General features: G+C 62.2%; 16 protein-coding genes and 2 tRNA genes. 7 read left to right on the plus strand and 11 right to left on the minus strand.

All coding sequences use genetic code 11. The annotated features are described in order from the left end of the window. The first annotated feature begins 356 nt into the window (after positions 1-356). Positions 357-593: a hypothetical protein gene (locus GAU_RS06425; RefSeq protein WP_012682749.1), complete on the plus strand. Its 237-nt coding sequence runs from the start codon at positions 357-359 to the stop codon at positions 591-593. Between the two features lie 55 nt (positions 594-648). Here the strand turns inward: GAU_RS06425 and GAU_RS06430 are convergent. Further along, positions 649-737, minus strand: a tRNA-Ser gene (locus tag GAU_RS06430). Between the two features lie 154 nt (positions 738-891). Here GAU_RS06430 and dps point away from each other — a divergent pair. Beyond that, entirely contained in the window at positions 892-1,398 is a 507-nt protein-coding gene (gene dps, locus GAU_RS06435; RefSeq protein WP_012682750.1) for a DNA starvation/stationary phase protection protein Dps, read from the plus strand. A gap of 12 nt (positions 1,399-1,410) precedes the next feature. Here dps and GAU_RS06440 read toward each other — a convergent pair whose 3' ends face one another. The 9 genes from GAU_RS06440 to GAU_RS06480 all read right to left on the minus strand — a co-directional run bounded on the left by GAU_RS06440 (position 1,411) and on the right by GAU_RS06480 (position 9,238). Then, a complete protein-coding gene (locus GAU_RS06440; RefSeq protein ID WP_012682751.1) occupies positions 1,411-3,147 on the minus strand; it encodes a M28 family peptidase in 1,737 nt (578 codons plus the stop codon). A gap of 46 nt (positions 3,148-3,193) precedes the next feature. Next, positions 3,194-4,333 carry a WD40/YVTN/BNR-like repeat-containing protein gene (locus GAU_RS06445; RefSeq protein ID WP_052574278.1) on the minus strand — a complete coding sequence of 380 codons (1,140 nt, stop codon included), beginning with the start codon at positions 4,331-4,333 and terminating at the stop codon, positions 3,194-3,196. A 76-nt stretch (positions 4,334-4,409) separates the two neighbouring features. After that, positions 4,410-5,906: a hypothetical protein gene (locus tag GAU_RS06450; protein ID WP_041265326.1), complete on the minus strand. Its 1,497-nt coding sequence runs from the start codon at positions 5,904-5,906 to the stop codon at positions 4,410-4,412. 158 nt (positions 5,907-6,064) lie between these two features. Beyond that, positions 6,065-6,151, minus strand: a tRNA-Ser gene (locus tag GAU_RS06455). Positions 6,152-6,350: 199 nt separating this feature from the next. Beyond that, complete coding sequence (locus GAU_RS06460; RefSeq protein WP_012682754.1) at positions 6,351-6,656, minus strand: DUF1330 domain-containing protein; 306 nt, start codon at positions 6,654-6,656, stop codon at positions 6,351-6,353. Between the two features lie 88 nt (positions 6,657-6,744). After that, positions 6,745-7,074: an SMR family transporter gene (locus GAU_RS06465; RefSeq protein ID WP_012682755.1), complete on the minus strand. Its 330-nt coding sequence runs from the start codon at positions 7,072-7,074 to the stop codon at positions 6,745-6,747. A gap of 147 nt (positions 7,075-7,221) precedes the next feature. Beyond that, on the minus strand, positions 7,222-7,977 hold the full coding sequence (locus GAU_RS06470) for a metallophosphoesterase family protein (RefSeq protein ID WP_012682756.1): 756 nt from the start codon (positions 7,975-7,977) through the stop codon (positions 7,222-7,224). A gap of 6 nt (positions 7,978-7,983) precedes the next feature. Beyond that, entirely contained in the window at positions 7,984-8,847 is an 864-nt protein-coding gene (locus tag GAU_RS06475) for an arsenite methyltransferase (RefSeq protein WP_012682757.1), read from the minus strand. A gap of 67 nt (positions 8,848-8,914) precedes the next feature. Continuing rightward, positions 8,915-9,238: an ArsR/SmtB family transcription factor gene (locus tag GAU_RS06480; protein ID WP_012682758.1), complete on the minus strand. Its 324-nt coding sequence runs from the start codon at positions 9,236-9,238 to the stop codon at positions 8,915-8,917. Between the two features lie 230 nt (positions 9,239-9,468). Here GAU_RS06480 and GAU_RS06485 point away from each other — a divergent pair, with 230 nt between their 5' ends. Further along, positions 9,469-9,726: a hypothetical protein gene (locus GAU_RS06485; protein WP_012682759.1), complete on the plus strand. Its 258-nt coding sequence runs from the start codon at positions 9,469-9,471 to the stop codon at positions 9,724-9,726. Positions 9,727-9,898: 172 nt separating this feature from the next. Continuing rightward, complete coding sequence (locus tag GAU_RS22175; protein ID WP_012682760.1) at positions 9,899-10,102, plus strand: hypothetical protein; 204 nt, start codon at positions 9,899-9,901, stop codon at positions 10,100-10,102. A gap of 13 nt (positions 10,103-10,115) precedes the next feature. On the opposite strand, the gene GAU_RS06490 is transcribed toward GAU_RS22175, so the two are convergent. Next, a complete protein-coding gene (locus GAU_RS06490; protein ID WP_012682761.1) occupies positions 10,116-10,529 on the minus strand; it encodes a PaaI family thioesterase in 414 nt (137 codons plus the stop codon). A 92-nt stretch (positions 10,530-10,621) separates the two neighbouring features. On the opposite strand from GAU_RS06490, the gene GAU_RS06495 reads away from it, so the two are divergent. The 3 genes from GAU_RS06495 to GAU_RS06510 all read left to right on the plus strand — a co-directional run bounded on the left by GAU_RS06495 (position 10,622) and on the right by GAU_RS06510 (position 14,826). Next, entirely contained in the window at positions 10,622-11,629 is a 1,008-nt protein-coding gene (locus GAU_RS06495; RefSeq protein WP_012682762.1) for a DUF1611 domain-containing protein, read from the plus strand. Positions 11,630-11,682: 53 nt separating this feature from the next. Next, positions 11,683-12,435 carry a Bax inhibitor-1/YccA family protein gene (locus tag GAU_RS06500; protein WP_012682763.1) on the plus strand — a complete coding sequence of 251 codons (753 nt, stop codon included), beginning with the start codon at positions 11,683-11,685 and terminating at the stop codon, positions 12,433-12,435. Between the two features lie 195 nt (positions 12,436-12,630). Then, complete coding sequence (locus tag GAU_RS06510; protein ID WP_156798923.1) at positions 12,631-14,826, plus strand: hypothetical protein; 2,196 nt, start codon at positions 12,631-12,633, stop codon at positions 14,824-14,826. The last annotated feature ends 30 nt before the right edge of the window (positions 14,827-14,856 follow it).

The raw sequence follows: 14,856 nt of genomic DNA on the forward strand, positions 1-14,856 counted from the left end.
AGAAGCGTCGGTCACACTGGCTGATTGCAGAACGTGCGCCGTGAGGCGAATATTCTAGGACAGCCGCTCCCCAGACCCGGAATGGGTATCATGGCGCTCTTCACGTGGGGAGGCGCAGGAGTTTTCCTCTTTCTTGGCGCCGTAGTGGCCATCAGCCTTTTGTTGTTCCGCCGCGAACGCTGATGGCGTACGGCAGATTCCCCACCGCTCCCGCTGAGTGGTGGGGTTTTTGTTTGGGATCATCCGACGCTGGCTCGGGCGTACACAAAGATCCCTCCAAAGAGATATTGCCGCGCTCATTGCGATGATCAATCGTGAATGAACAACCCGTGCCACTTCTACTGGCGGAGGCTGTCGTGAGGCTCGAACGATCCACGAAGGAGTTACTGGCCAGTGATGCCGCGAATCATGCCGAGTTTTTGCATGATGTCTTTCATCCGGTCGGAGACTATCCGCTGGCGTTGGTGATCGATCAGCTCGCACAATACGGGCTGGATGCCACGGCGTATCAGCGGTTGTTGCGAGGCGGTTGGGACGATGTGCGGTTGGTGGGCGACGGCGGCGCGAAGCGGTCGTCGGCGCGCCTCAACTAGCGCCTGAAACGCACGAACCCCTCACTTGCGAGTCCTTGCAAGTGAGGGGTTCGAACGGAGAGAACGGGATTCGAACCCGTGATACAGATTACTCCGTATGCCGGTTTAGCAAACCGGTGCCTTCAGCCTCTCGGCCATCTCTCCAGACTGCTCCGGCGCTGTCCAACTCGTTGTTTTGCAACTCGTTAGGCTAACGACGCTGATTGGGGACCGTTTGTCGCGGAGCCCTGACAGGTCGGCAATGTAGTCATAGAGATGCCGCCGGGGCAATGGCGGTTCCCCCAAGAAGGAGTCCATCATGGCCAAGACTGCACCGAAGACGCCCTTTCCTACCCGGGTCGACCTGTCCGCCGACATTCGCATGGCCATGGGCGTCCTGCTCAACCAGCGCCTCGCGGATTTCCTCGATCTCGAGCGGCAGGCCAAACACGCCCACTGGAATGTGAAGGGCATCCACTTCGAACAGTTACACGAGCTGTTTGACGATGTGGCCGCACTCGCCGTGAAGTGGTCCGACGACCTCGCGGAGCGCGCGGTGCAGTTGGGCTGTGTGGCGGAAGGCTCCGTGCAAACGGTGGCCGAGCGCAGCAAACTGCCCGCATGCCCGATGAATGTCGAAACCCCCACGCAGTGGGTGATCGTGGTGGCCGATGCGCTGGCCGCCTGCGCCAACGCCGCCCGTGAGGATATCGATACGGCGGACGACGCTGGCGATGCGATCACGGCTGATCTGCTGACGCGCATCACGGGTGAAGCCGACAAACAACTCTGGTTTGTCGAAGCCCACCTCGAGAAACAGTCGTAACGCGTAGCGCGATCAGCGCGATCCGCGTGCGCGCAGCGAAGCGTCCCGCTGTGCCTTGAACTCGGATCCGGGCTTCCAGGTGGGCCAACTGGATCCCATCAGAATGCGGTAGCCGACATCGAGCATCACCCGGGTGTCGGCTACCGCACCGGCGAGATCCCAATCGGGTCTCACTTCGTCGCTGGGTTGGTGAAAGTCGCGCGAGGTGTATTCGTCGCGTTTCTGTCGACCGAATGCGGAATCCCGATCCACGAATTGCAGACCGTGGTGGGTGTACAGCACGGGGACACCACGCCGCGCCAGCTCGACATGTGAGGACCGATAGAAGAACCCCTTCTCCGGCTCTGGATCGGGAACGATGCCACGACCGGAAGCGGCCAACGCATCGTTGAGGACGTCTTCAAGCGTGGTGCTGCCATGACCAATGACCATCAGGTCCTTGGTACGTCCCCACGTATTGAAGCGGACGAGGTTGATGCCGGCCAGTACGTCCGAGAGTGGCACTGGGGGTTGTGCCGCAAAGTAGCGAGCACCCAACATGCCTTTTTCTTCACCGGTCAATGCCGCGAAGATCACCGACCGTTTGGGGCGGTTGGGCAGCGCCGTGAATCCCTTGGCAATGCTCAGCAACTGCGACACACCTGACGCGTTGTCACGCGCGCCATTGAAAATCTGATCGCCTGTGGCCGATGTATCACGCCCGAGATGATCCCAATGGGCCGTGTAGATCAGATACTCCTTGCGCAGCAGCGAGTCCGAACCTGGCAGCATGGCCACGACATTGCGGGATTGTACCGGGTAGCTCTCGCTGCGGACGCGAATGCGTGCGCGAGCACCCAGCGGCACCGGTTTGAAATCCTTCTGCCGCGCGGCCGCTTTCAAGGCCGCGAAGTTGAGGCCCGCCGCACTCAGCAGCTCCTCGGCGGGCCCCTGCCGCAGCCAGCCTTCGACAATCACGCGTGCCGCGCGCTGTTCTGGCGTATCGATGTCGAAGCTCTCTCGCGACCAGCCGTTGATCGCCACCGAAAACGGATAGCCCGCTGGTCCCGTCTCGTGAATGATGAGTGCCGCCGCGGCCCCCCTGGCCGCCGCCGTTTCGATCTTGTAGGTCCACCGCCCGTAGTAGGTCATGGCGTTGCCCCGGAACATGGTGCTGTCGAGCTTCGTGCTGTCACGCGGATCCGGTATTGCCGGATCGTTGATGAGCATCAGCACCACCTTGCCGCTGAGGTCCACGTTCTTGAAGTCGTCCCAACCGTACTCCGGCGCTTCCACGCCATATCCCACGAACACCATTTCGGCGTCGACATCCACGGTGGGTTGTCCTTGGCGCGAGACCACCACGTAGTCGTTGGGAAAGGCGAGAGGGAGCTGCCGCGAGCCGATGTGAAACGAGGCCTCGGGGTGCGGTGTGTAGGCACGCATGGTCACGTATTGCACGAACGACCCATCCGGCATGCCACCGGAAAGACCCATGGCGCGGAATTGCGATTCGAGATACCGGACGGTCTTCTCTTCGCCGATCGTGGTGGGCGCCCGCCCTTCCAGCGAATCCGCACTCAGCACCTGCACGTGTCTGAGCAGATCGTCAGCCGTGATGGCGTCATACGCCACGCCGAGTACCGGGTCGGATGGTGTGTGCGGATCGGCGAATACGCTGCTGTTGTCTCCAGCACACCCGACCAGCAGTGCCGCACCAACCAACATCGGCCGCACGGTCATTCGGAGTGGAGTGCGTCGTCTGGACATGATCGTGAAGAGGAAGGACATGAATTGATTCAGGTGATGCAATCGCTCAACGCCCTGCGGCGGTGAAGTCGAGGCGCCAGATGCGGCCCTTTTCTCCACCAATCCACACCGTGCGACCGAACGCGCTGACACCGGTGGTGACGACGTTGGTGATCGTCGTCCATGTCCGGCCCGCGGTGGACGAGTGGAACGCACCGCCATAGCTGACGGCGACCATCGCATCGGGACCAGCACCGGGCACCCAGGTCACACCGGACAGTGCGCCAGGCAAGGGGGGACGATTGCCCAGCGTCCAGGTGCGACCACCATCCGTGGTGACGCCGACCACGTTGGTGGATGTGTCGGTGCGTAGCCGGTTGATATCGGCCGCTACGGCAACGCCGCGGTTGCCGACAAAGGACAGCCCGGTGAGTCCGGCCACGGTGCCACGCACCAATGGTGTCTCGAGCACGGACCATGTGGCGCCGGCGTCTGAGCTCTTGAAGAGTCGGGCACCCGGCGCACCGGTGGCGATGTACGCGGTGCGTGCATCCGCGTGGGTCACGCAAAGACCACTCGCGGCAAACGCGCCCTCACTGGGCAATGGCGCCGGCACAGCGCGCTCCGGAAGCAGTGACCAGGTACCTCCACCGTTGGTGGTGCGCAAGATATGCGTGCGCCCCGCGGCGGCATCGCCGAACACGATGCCTTCGGCTGCGGTGCCAAACGACAGGCAGTCATAAAACGCCGCACTGTCGCGATTGATGAATTGCAGCGCCCAGGTGGAGCCACCATCGCTGGTGCGATAGATGCGCGATGCCGTGCCGTTGCCAATGGAGAGCACCCACGCGGTGTCGGCGTCCACGGCGTATACATCGCGGAACTGCAGCGAATCACCAGCGGGTGTCAGGCGCCGCTGCCAGGTGGTTCCGCCGTCTTGTGTGCGCAGCACCACCCCGCCAGGCCCCGAGGCCCAGACGACGTTGGCGCTGGTGGCGTGCACCGCCTGAATGAGTTGGGTGACGCCGCTCTGCTGCTCGGCGATTCGGGGGGCTGACACGCCCTGCGCTACGGCACCCCGCTGCGGAACAGTGGTCAGCACCGCGGCCAAGCCAAGGATGGCGGCACGCGTCACGGGCGATGCGACCGGGCGAGCCGAGGCCGCTGTGCGCATCGTGCGGAGGGACTGGAGCAGAAAGAGGATCATGCGCCAAACTATCTCCCGCCCGTGACACTCGGCAGAGTTTTTTCTGCGGAGCCGCCATTCTCTTGGCGAGATCAGTTCAGAACGTGATCCGCAGGGACGTGACGGGGCCAATGGACAGCGAGAATCGGCTGTCGCCTTCGTTCGACGATCGTGGCATCACGCCCCGCAGCGGCCCGGCATCAGCAGGCGGCGCAATGAGGTGGTCGGCCGCGAGCAGACCAAGCAGACCACCGCTGGCGGCCAATGCGGCCACGCCACGCTCTTCGAAATCCGCCATGGCGGCAAATCCGGCGCCTATGAGTGCCCCTGCGATCCCGCCCAGTTGGGTGAGTGCGCCATCGGCACTCGTGCGATCCTTGCGACGCACAAAGACCCGGTCTGCGAACAAGGCGCCGGCCAGCACACCGGCCGTGGCCGCGCCATACGCCGCGCGGTCATCGAGCCCGCCATTGGCGAGGGCCGTGAGCCCCACGCCGCCAAGCATCGCGCTGGTGAGCACAACGCCTGCATCACCACTGGTCACATTGTAGGCCGCCCGGCGGGCATACCGCGGGCCGAGCGCATAGCCAACGACGCCGGCAACGATACTGGCTCCAATGGCCACTTTGCCCGCGGGGCGAAGGCTGTTGTCGGTGTGTCGATAGGGGCGTACTAGGCTCTCGCCTGGCCCCACCTCGCGACCGTCGAAGGCGCCACTTGTGGCGGCGATACCGCCCGTGGTGAGCATCGCAAGGTCGGCAAACAGCCCCGCGCTGGCCGCTTCGCCATCACTGAGACCCCGTGCCTGCACGAAGCCGGCCGTGGTGCCTCCAATGGCACCAGCCAGCACCGACGAACCCCAGGCTGCGCCACCATTGGCTCCAGCGATGCCGGCGATCCCGAGGCCGATCAACGCACCCCGTGTGCCACCATGGGCTGAACGCAGCGCCTGTGCGCGGGTGACCGGTCGGTTCTTCACGATGCGGGCGGCGACAAAAAACGAAGCGCCAGCGCCGAGAAAATAGCCACCGCCAATGGCCGCGCCTCCCCCTTCACTGAACAAAGCTGCCGTCGCTGGTCCGTACGCGGCCAATCCGAGGAAGGTCTGGTTGCGGACGAAGGCATTGCCCGCGGGCTGTGAGAGTTCCACGCCCGTGCCGCCCGTCCCCGCGCCAACCAGTCGCTCACTGCTGCGACCCACTGCCACCAGTCCGGCCTCCACCGCGCGGGAGAGAGCCGTCACGGCCGATTCGTCGAGCGCGTAGCGCGCGATGCTGGCGTCGGTGCGTTGGACCACCAGCACGGCCGCACCCTGCTCGCCGCGATAGAGGCGTGCTTCACGAAACCCACCCGAGACCGGCCATGCGGGTGCGGTGAGGGAAAGTCTCGACGCGAGCGATGGCGTGATGGTGGTGATGCGGCCCGCCGAATCAAAGGGCAGCGCGGTTTCGATGACCGGCGCGACCTGCGCGGTGAGTGGCGCCACGATCGGACCGATCGATGCGGTCGCCATGAGTGCGGCGCTGAGCAGCGCCAACGGCAACGCACGGCGCAGGATCTGTCGCGCAGGAACGATCAGGAGGGAGGGAGGCATTGATCGCGGAGGGAATGGAGACATCGTGCGGGATGACCCTGGCATTGGGCGGGCCTGACACAAGATACGCGGGGGCGTGCAGTGGGTTCCCGTCGATGAGTCGATCGCCGGTACGACAATGCCCCCGATCCGCAGGGCGAATCAGGGGCATGTCACAGCGGGGAGGGTGGGATTCGAACCCACGGAACCGTTGCCGGCTCGCCGGTTTTCAAGACCGGAGCGATCGACCACTCTGCCACCTCCCCAAGAGGGCCATCAATGGCCTATTTCAACAACTGGGGAACGTAATGGCTGTCTCGTCACCACGCCATTTCGCGTCGCAGAAATTGTCCCGATCCACCGTCGATACGACCAGATCGCAACGCTGGCTACGTTGAGGCATGCAGCCCGGGGTGTGTTGGGCGAAGCTCGCAGCGATGCGCCCCATAGAGCAGGGATTGCGGTTCAAGCGGGTTGAGGCCCATCGTAGCCTTCGATCACGATGAGGTCCATGTGTGATACTGGCTGTCGGATTTTGATGGCTGCCTGATAGCCTTCTGAATGATAACAATCCAGTGCGGCTTGATAGCTTGGAAATTCGACAATGACGTTGCGTGATCGGCTGTTTCCTTCGGGATTGATGAACTGCCCGCCCCGAACCAACATGCGCCCACCATATGCTCCGATGGGTTCTGCGTTGGAAGCCACATAGCCCTTGTACGTTTCCACATCGTCGACGTCCACCCGCGCGATCCAGTACCCTTTTGCCATGGGTCATTCCGTGAAGAGTGTGAAGGAGTGACTCGTGCGTCTCTCGCGTGACCGTACCCGAAAACACGTGATCGAGTGCTTGGTGTCGTCAATGCGCCGATGACTTGGACAACGTATTCATGATCACCACGCCCGCCACGATCAGCGCCATGCCGACGATGGCCGGAGTGTCCAGGCGTTGTCCCTGGAACATCCATGCGACCAGCGAGATCAGCACAATGCCCGCGCCCGACCAGATGGCATAGGCGAGACCGGTGGGAATGGTCTTGAGTGTCAGCGACAGGAAATAGAAGGCGATCACATAGCCCAGAGCGGTGATCAGACTCCAGGAGAGCTTGCTGAATCCGTCCGACTGTTTCATCGCAGACGTCGCAATGACTTCCGCGACGATGGCAACACCGAGATAGAGGTACTTCATGGATAGAGGTACTTCATGGGATGCCCTTGAAGGAGTTCCCCAAAGTTACGTACAAGAGAAGAGTGGCTGGAAGAGCTGATGCCCTCCGCAATTGTACCGCGCTGCGACACCCGGATCCAACATCGTCAACACGGCGCATCTTCACGACTATCCAAGACCTCCTCCCGTTCGTAGAAATTCGGCGAACTCTTCGGGTAGCTCTGCCATGCGAAGTCCGGCAATCGTGGATTCGATGTCATAGGGGACGCGGACGAACTCGACCTGCGGGTCTGGCGATTCACCTAGCGTCAGCCGCACATACCCTGCCATCCAGTTTCCATCCTTGGGACGGCCGACACTGCCCGCATTGATGAAATGCTTACCTGCAACATGTCGATGCCATGGCTTGTGGGTATGCCCAAACGCCAGAACATCTCCCGGACGCATACGCACCTCCTCTGCCATCCTGAGACAGAATGCGTCAGGCCGCTCCTCGGTCCAGTAGAGGGTGTTGAGTGTCGGTGTACCGTGCACAAGGATCAACCGGGGACCGTTCGTGTGTCCTCCCAATGGCCGGAGGTCCATGGAGAATGGCAACGCACCCAGATACCGCCGGTGTTCCGCGTCGATGACAGATCGGGTGTACTCGAAGCTGATGTGCGCGAGTGTCTCCTGTCGCGGGCTTTCAGACTTGCAGCCACAGTGTTTGTACGCCGATGCGACCGTTGAGTCATAGTTGCCGGCGATGCCCGCTATCCCTCGTGTACGCAGTCGATCTATGACCGCATGAGGATTGCTGGCGTATCCCACCAGATCGCCCAGATGGTAAATGGCTTCTGCATCGCCTGCAGCATCGATGTCAGCGAGCACGGCATCCAGCGCCTCAATGTTGGCATGGATATCGGAGATGAGTGCAATGCGCACGGTGCTTCACGGACAGCAGTCAGGACCACAGCAGCTCTTCGGTTTGGTCGCACGCACAAAGGCGGCCATGATCTTGCCGTCCATCGCAGCGACATGTGCCGTGTCCAATCTGGACTCGGTGAGGAACTGCTGGGCATCTTCAACGCGATAGACACGTGTGGGTTCGATATCTGCATCCGTGAATCCCGCACCGGCGAGCAGTCGATAGAACTCAGCTTCCTCCAATGCACCAGCAACGCAGCCCACCCACAGCTCCATACTGCGGCGCACATCGTCGGGCATCGTGCCACGCACCACCACATCACTCACGGCAAACCGACCGCCGGGCCTGAGTACCCGGAATGCCTCGTTGATCACCATCTCCTTGTCGCCAGAGAGATTGATGACACAATTGGAGATGATCACGTCCACCGAGTTGTCTGGCAACGGAATCGCTTCGATGTGGCCTTTGAGAAATTGCACATTGGTGACGCCCGCTTCCTCCGCATTTTGCCGAGCGAGGGCGAGCATATCATCCGTCATATCCAGGCCAAACACCTTACCTGTTGCGCCGACGCGTCGGGCAGACAGAATGACGTCGATGCCACCTCCCGAGCCCAGATCCAGCACCGTCTCTCCCTCGGCCAGTTCGGCCAGCGCCGTGGGATTCCCGCAACCCAGAGAGGCCAGCACGGCATTGTCCGGCAGCTCACTGGTCTCGCCACTCACGTAGAGATTCGATGTGATCGGATCAACGCTGCCGTTGAAAGCCGTGCCGCCGCAGCACGAACTGGCAGGGCCACAGTTCGCCGAACCCTCCGATTGCAAGACTCTCCGTGCGGCCTCGCCGTACTTCTCCCGCACGATATTGGTCACCGCAGAATCGGTCATCAGAAACCCCATCAAAAAATGTTGATATGTTGAGTGCGGAACGACGCACGGGGCCGATCGATGCCATTCAACCGCAGCAGTTGGCGATTGGGGGCGATTTCCGCCGGGAAGGACGAAGGGTCACGATCAGCGTCTGCATTTCCATCAGCACCTCAGGAACGATCTGGTAGTATGACCAGCGCCCTTCTTTGCGATCGGTCACCAGCCCGGCATCACGCAACACCCGAAGGTGGAACGACAAACGGGACTGCGCCGCGTCGAGCTCATCCTGCAGGTCACACACACACCGTTCTCCATCCGTCAGCATATGGAGAATGCCCAGACGCGTCTCGTCGGAGAGTGCATGAAACAGTTGCGCCGATCGGGTCAGGTTGGGGGCGGTGGCTGGCATAGTTTAATTGTATCAATAAAAATTGATTTGACAAGACATCGCTGAATTGACAACCGCGGACTCGCAGGCACGATGGCCGGTCACCACGATGGGCCGAACGGTGTGAGTTGCATCAATGCAACGCGGCTCACATCGGAGCGATATCGCCCATTGTCCGCGATGATCCTGCTTCACTACGCTCGGGTATCACCCTGATCACCGCTTCAACACACATCGGGAGGATCCTGCCAATGGACCAGTTCTTCGAATGGGTGGAAGCGCGTACGGGATCGCCCAACCCCCACACCACGCGCAGTTTTGAATTCTCCGTGAGGAGACAGCAGGATGGTCAGTACAGTGTTGGCATTGGCGGGGTGCGTGAGACGCGGTATGTCGGAGCGGTCAGTCAGTTTCCGGAGTGGATGGTCCCGTGGCTCTTTCGGGCCACGTCGAAAGGCACCGGCATTCTGATCTCCGAGTACGGCCAATGGCGGGCGGTGTTGTCGTGACGCTCCCATACCCTGATGTCGGGCATCCCGTGGCCCGCCGTCGTGGGTACGGAAAGATCGCCCAAAAGTGAAATGGTCCTGGCCGGGAGAATTTCCGATGTTGGTGCATCGACAAACAGTGAGCCGGTGTGGCTCTTGATCCATATAAAGTGACGCGCATTCAGGAGCACCGATGAGAGAGAAGCCATCCCCCAAGCAAATCGCGGCCATGCTGGAAATCATGGCGGAGATCGGTCACCGGCAGAGCGTTGGCACCAAGCGCTCTATTGACACGCGCCACGGTGAACTCGGTATCCGCCTCGGCGTGGTGCAGAATCGGCACAAGCACAAGCCGGCGGTCCTGCTGAAGTTCCCCAATGTCCCCTGCGTGCAGTAAGAACCAACCGTATCTATCCGCGCGGATACAGGATCATCTGCGTGGCGCGGTAGTGCGCGATGACCTTGCCACTCTCCGCATGCGTGACGGTTGCATCCCACACCTGCGTCATGCGGCCCCCGTGCACCAGTCTCGCGACGCACAACACGGTGCCTTCCCGGGCCGTGGCGATGTGGTTGGTCTTGAGCTCAATGGTGGTGAAACTCTCGGCGCCTGCTGGCAGGTGTGCAACACAGCCGAATCCGGCCGCGGTGTCGGCCAGCGAGACCACGGTACCGGCGTGCAGGTAGCCGTTCACGGCCATCAAGTCTGCCCGCAGGGGCAACTCGGCATGGAGTTCTCCGTCGCTCATCTGCGTGATGCGGATGCCCAGCAGGCCGGGCAGGCCGCGGGCGACACGTGACTGGAGTTCGGCGAGTTCGATCATGCAACGGATACTACGATGCTGCGCAGAGGGCGGGAATCGAGGGCCTCGCGGCAGCCGGTGGCGTCATCGAGAACCGCTGCGTAGCGTTCGATATGCCTCAACTTCGCAAGCCATATCTGCTGTATCTGGGCGACGCGCAGCATCCCACCGATGCCAAGACGGCGTGTGGTCTCCGTGATTGGTGCCCTGCCGATGTCGTTGGCGAATGGAGTCTCCCGGCCGCGACGGTCAGCGTGGGACTCACCCGGCTTTCCCCTGCCGATGCGGCGGCGCGTGGCGCGGGCAGCCTGGTCATCGGCATTGCCTCGGTTGGGGGCAGGGTTCCCGACAGTTGGCTGCCTGATCTCGAAGCTGCGATTGTGTCCGGGCTTGATATCGTGAGCGGGATGCACACCCGGCTCACATCGTTTCCGTCGCTGGTGGCCGCCGCCGCCCGTCATGGCGTGTCGCTGCATGATGTACGGCACAGCACCACGACTTTTCCCGCGGGCACCGGCATCAAGCGCTCGGGACTGCGGGTGGCGACGGTGGGCACCGACTGCGCGCTCGGCAAAAAGTACACAGCCCTCGCCCTCACGAATGCGTTGCATGCCCGGGGACAGAAAGCGACGTTCCGCGCCACGGGACAGACGGGCATCATGATCGCCGGTCAGGGCATCGCCATCGATGCGGTGGTGGCCGATTTCATTGCTGGTGCGGCCGAGGTGCTGTCGCCTGCCAATGATTCGGACCATTGGGACGTGATCGAAGGGCAGGGGTCGCTGTTCCATCCGGCCTATGCCGGGGTGACCCTGGGGCTGCTGCATGGCTCGCAGCCCGATTTTCTGGTGCTGTGCCACGATCCGACCCGCAAGACCATCGAATACCGTCCCGGCTTCCCGATTCCGGCGCTTTCGGTCGCGGCCGAGCAGTACCTGGTGAACGCCCGGATCACGAATCGCCAGGTGCAATTGGCGGGGGTGAGCATCAATTCCTCGTCGCTGGGGGACGAGGAATGGGCTCGGTACCGGGAGCAGGTGGGCCAGGAACTGGGGGTGCCGGTCTGTGACCCCCTGCGCGGTGGCATGGATCCGATCGTTTCCCGGCTCATCGGTGTATGATTTCCCGGTGCGGCCTGCGGGTCGCGCTCAGTCCCGTCCCTTTCAACACGACCATGCGCTCCAGTAATCCGATGCTCGCGCGTTTCGCCGATGCGGCACGCGCCACTGTCAGTGGTTCCCGCTCCGAGACCATGACGGTCACGGGGACCGCCACCAAGGCCCTGATGCTGTTGGCGGTGCTCAGCTTTTCCGCCGCGCTCGTCTGGCAGAAGGTTGCCAGCGGCCGCACCGATCTGGTCATGCCGGCCATGCTGGTGGGTGGTATCGGTGGCTTCATCTTCGCGATGATCGCGATCTTCAAGCCGCAGACGGCACCGTGGACGGCCCCCATCTATGCGGCGTTGGAGGGCATCCTGCTGGGTGCCATTTCAGCGGTCTACAACGCGCAGTATGCCGGGTTGCCACAGCAGGCGGTGATGCTGACCATTGGTGTCGCGGCGGGCGTGTTCGCGCTGTATCACTTCCGCGTCATTCGTGCGACGGCTGGCTTCAAGCGCATGATGTTCAGCGCGATCGTCGGTATCGGCCTGTTCTACATCGGCTCGATGGTGTTGGGTCTGTTCGGCGTGAACATCGGCTACTTCGGTTCGACCAGCATGCTGAGCATCGGCATCAACGTGGTGATTGCCGGTGTGGCGGCACTCAGCTTGGTGCTCGACTTCGATCGCATTGAAGAAGGCGTGCGTATGGGCGCCCCGAAGTCGATGGAGTGGTTCAGTGCCTTCGGCCTGATGGTGACGCTGATCTGGTTGTATCTCGAACTCCTGCGTCTGCTCTCGCGTCTGCAGGGGCGTAGCGACGACTGACCCACGAAGTTGATGTCACGAAGTTGATGTGATGCAAAAGCGGCCCGGAGAGGATTTCTCCGGGCCGCATTGTTTTTCGGGTGGCGAACCTCTAGGGCTGGATGCACCATTGCCAATGGCGGCGTGGCGATGAATGCTCGCCGGGAATTGCTCAACGACCGATTGGAAGGCACGTCCATTTCCTGGAGGGGGTCCGTGTTCTCAAGCCACCGCTGGAGGCCCATCGCGCACTCGTTGCGTCCCAACGTGGCTCTGCTGCTGCTCGCTGCCGTTGTCTGCGGCGCCTGCGGTGGCTCGACCGGTGATGGCATCGTTACGCCACCACCACCTCCACCGCCGGATCCATCGGTGGCCAGCGTCATCGCCGTTTCGCAGCAGACGGTTCAATTGTCGGCGATCGGCCACACCGCCACGGTGACGGCCACGGTGCGGGATCAGCGTGGACGCGAGATGCCATCGGCTGATGTGCAGTGGACCATGCAGGACACGGCCGTGGCAACGGTTTCTTCGACCGGAGTGGTTGTCGCGCGGCGCAATGGCACGACACAAGCGCGGGTCGCTTCGGGGGCATTGTCCGCCGTGGTGGAGGTACAGGTCCGGCAACGTGTCTCAGCGCTATCCAGCGCATCCAGCAGCAGGCAGTTCGCGTCGCTCGGCGATACGAGCACGTTCCCGGTACTTGCGGTGGACGCCAACCGCGTGCCGGTGGCCGACGCGGTGTTGCAGTGGTCGAGCTCCAACGAACAGGTTGTGCGCGTGCTGGACGGCGGTCGGTTCGTGTCGGTGGGGAACGGTACGGCGACGGTGCACGCACAAGTCGACGCGGTTCGGTGGAGCGGAGAAGCCTCGGTGCGTCAACTTCCCGCCACACTCCAGCTACGCGGTCAGCTTTCCGATTCCATGGTGGTCAGTGATTCTGCACTGACCTCCGTCGTTGTCCGCGATCAGAACGGGCATGCGATCATGGATGTGCCCGTGGTCATCACGAGCAGCAACCCGCAGGTGGTTGCGATCGAGCGATCCTCGATGATCCGGGCGCTTCGGGCTGGAGATGCCACAATCACCGCCAGTGTCCCGAACGGTCCCACATCTCCACCGCATCGTGTGGTCGTCGGCACGCGAAGGCTCGAACCCATTCCTCCATTCCTGGCAACTCCTGCGGCGAACGCGTCGTGGGAGATCCCTGTGGTGATCATCAGGTATCTGCCAACGCTCGACGGTCGACGTGTGGACTCGGTGGAGGCGAGTATGCGGGGGACATTGGACGAAGTACGGTCCCGCATCACGGTGTTGGAGGAACGCGTCAAGTTCATGCTCGAGGAAGGCAGCCGCTTTCGAGGGTATCGCGATGCGACGGCGTTGCCATCGGTGGGATACCGCGTGCTTCACATTGTGACCGTGTATGAGCACTTCACCCGAGGGCAGGAAGTGCCCTGGAATCGTGGGCACTACTTTCCCGACTACCACAGAATCCTCGAGGCGGCCAATGCCCGAACTTGGGTGGAACAGCGGGGCGTGAAAGAATTCTGGGTGTGGGGATACCACTCGGAGAAGTTCGAACAGCCAGAATCGAACATGTCCAGCCCGGTCACCGGGGACATCTCGAACAGTGCACGATCTCAGGACGATCTTCCGGTCTTCAATCGCACGTACACGGTGTACGGCTACAATTTCGCGAGAACGCAGGCAGAGGCGGTGCACAATCACGGGCATCAGCTCGAAGCCATCCTCGGCCACATCGACCCGGGAATATTCTGGACGGAGTTCGTCGGTCGCAGTGCAGCAAACTCGTATACGATGGGCCGGGCCGGGTGGACGCACATGCCTCCGAATACGCTGACGGACTATGACTATCTGAACACCCGCCGTGTGGCGAGTGACATTGCAGATTGGCGGCCCGGTGGCGGAGCGACATCCGAGGTGTCACTCGAGACGTGGGCCACACTCCCCTATCGTTGGCCCACGGCGCTGGCGCCTGGCGAGCGGCAAATCGCGCAGCGTGATGAATCCCAGTGGTACATCTACTGGATGCAGAACATGCCGGGCCGTGGCAACCAAATCCCCGCCACCGGTGGGGGCATGACCAACTGGTGGCACTTCACGGGTGACTGGGATCAGGCCATGCGAAGTGATGTCGGGCTGACGACGTCCCGCAGTGTCCTCACCATTCGAAACGACTATCACGGCGACATCACGCTTTCACCTGGCGGCGTGCTGCGTCCAGGGCAGACGGCCACGCTGGCGACCTCCGCACCGCTCACGGTCAATGTGTGGACCTGTGGCACTGCTGGATGCCGGTGGTCGCCATTCTTCCTGCAACCCCGACAGACGTACAAAGTGGTGCTCCAGACCGGTGGGAACAACGAGCTGGTGATCGTAAGCACACCGTAACAGCAAAGCGGCCCGGATACGATTGCTCCG

The sequence above is a fragment of the Gemmatimonas aurantiaca T-27 genome (assembly GCF_000010305.1).
Classification (GTDB): Bacteria; Gemmatimonadota; Gemmatimonadetes; order Gemmatimonadales; family Gemmatimonadaceae; genus Gemmatimonas; species Gemmatimonas aurantiaca.

Coding starts and splice junctions, on each gene's coding strand:
- GAU_RS22175 (WP_012682760.1), top strand. CDS start 9,899: ATGAGAGAGAAGCCATCCCCCAAGCAAATCGCGGCCATGCTGGAAATC.
- GAU_RS06490 (WP_012682761.1), bottom strand. CDS start 10,529: ATGATCGAACTCGCCGAACTCCAGTCACGTGTCGCCCGCGGCCTGCCC.
- GAU_RS06465 (WP_012682755.1), bottom strand. CDS start 7,074: ATGAAGTACCTCTATCTCGGTGTTGCCATCGTCGCGGAAGTCATTGCG.
- GAU_RS06440 (WP_012682751.1), bottom strand. CDS start 3,147: ATGTCCAGACGACGCACTCCACTCCGAATGACCGTGCGGCCGATGTTG.
- GAU_RS06445 (WP_052574278.1), bottom strand. CDS start 4,333: ATGATCCTCTTTCTGCTCCAGTCCCTCCGCACGATGCGCACAGCGGCC.
- GAU_RS06495 (WP_012682762.1), top strand. CDS start 10,622: ATGCCTCAACTTCGCAAGCCATATCTGCTGTATCTGGGCGACGCGCAG.
- GAU_RS06500 (WP_012682763.1), top strand. CDS start 11,683: ATGCGCTCCAGTAATCCGATGCTCGCGCGTTTCGCCGATGCGGCACGC.
- GAU_RS06475 (WP_012682757.1), bottom strand. CDS start 8,847: ATGACCGATTCTGCGGTGACCAATATCGTGCGGGAGAAGTACGGCGAG.
- GAU_RS06450 (WP_041265326.1), bottom strand. CDS start 5,906: ATGCCTCCCTCCCTCCTGATCGTTCCTGCGCGACAGATCCTGCGCCGT.
- GAU_RS06480 (WP_012682758.1), bottom strand. CDS start 9,238: ATGCCAGCCACCGCCCCCAACCTGACCCGATCGGCGCAACTGTTTCAT.
- dps (WP_012682750.1), top strand. CDS start 892: ATGGCCAAGACTGCACCGAAGACGCCCTTTCCTACCCGGGTCGACCTG.
- GAU_RS06485 (WP_012682759.1), top strand. CDS start 9,469: ATGGACCAGTTCTTCGAATGGGTGGAAGCGCGTACGGGATCGCCCAAC.
- GAU_RS06460 (WP_012682754.1), bottom strand. CDS start 6,656: ATGGCAAAAGGGTACTGGATCGCGCGGGTGGACGTCGACGATGTGGAA.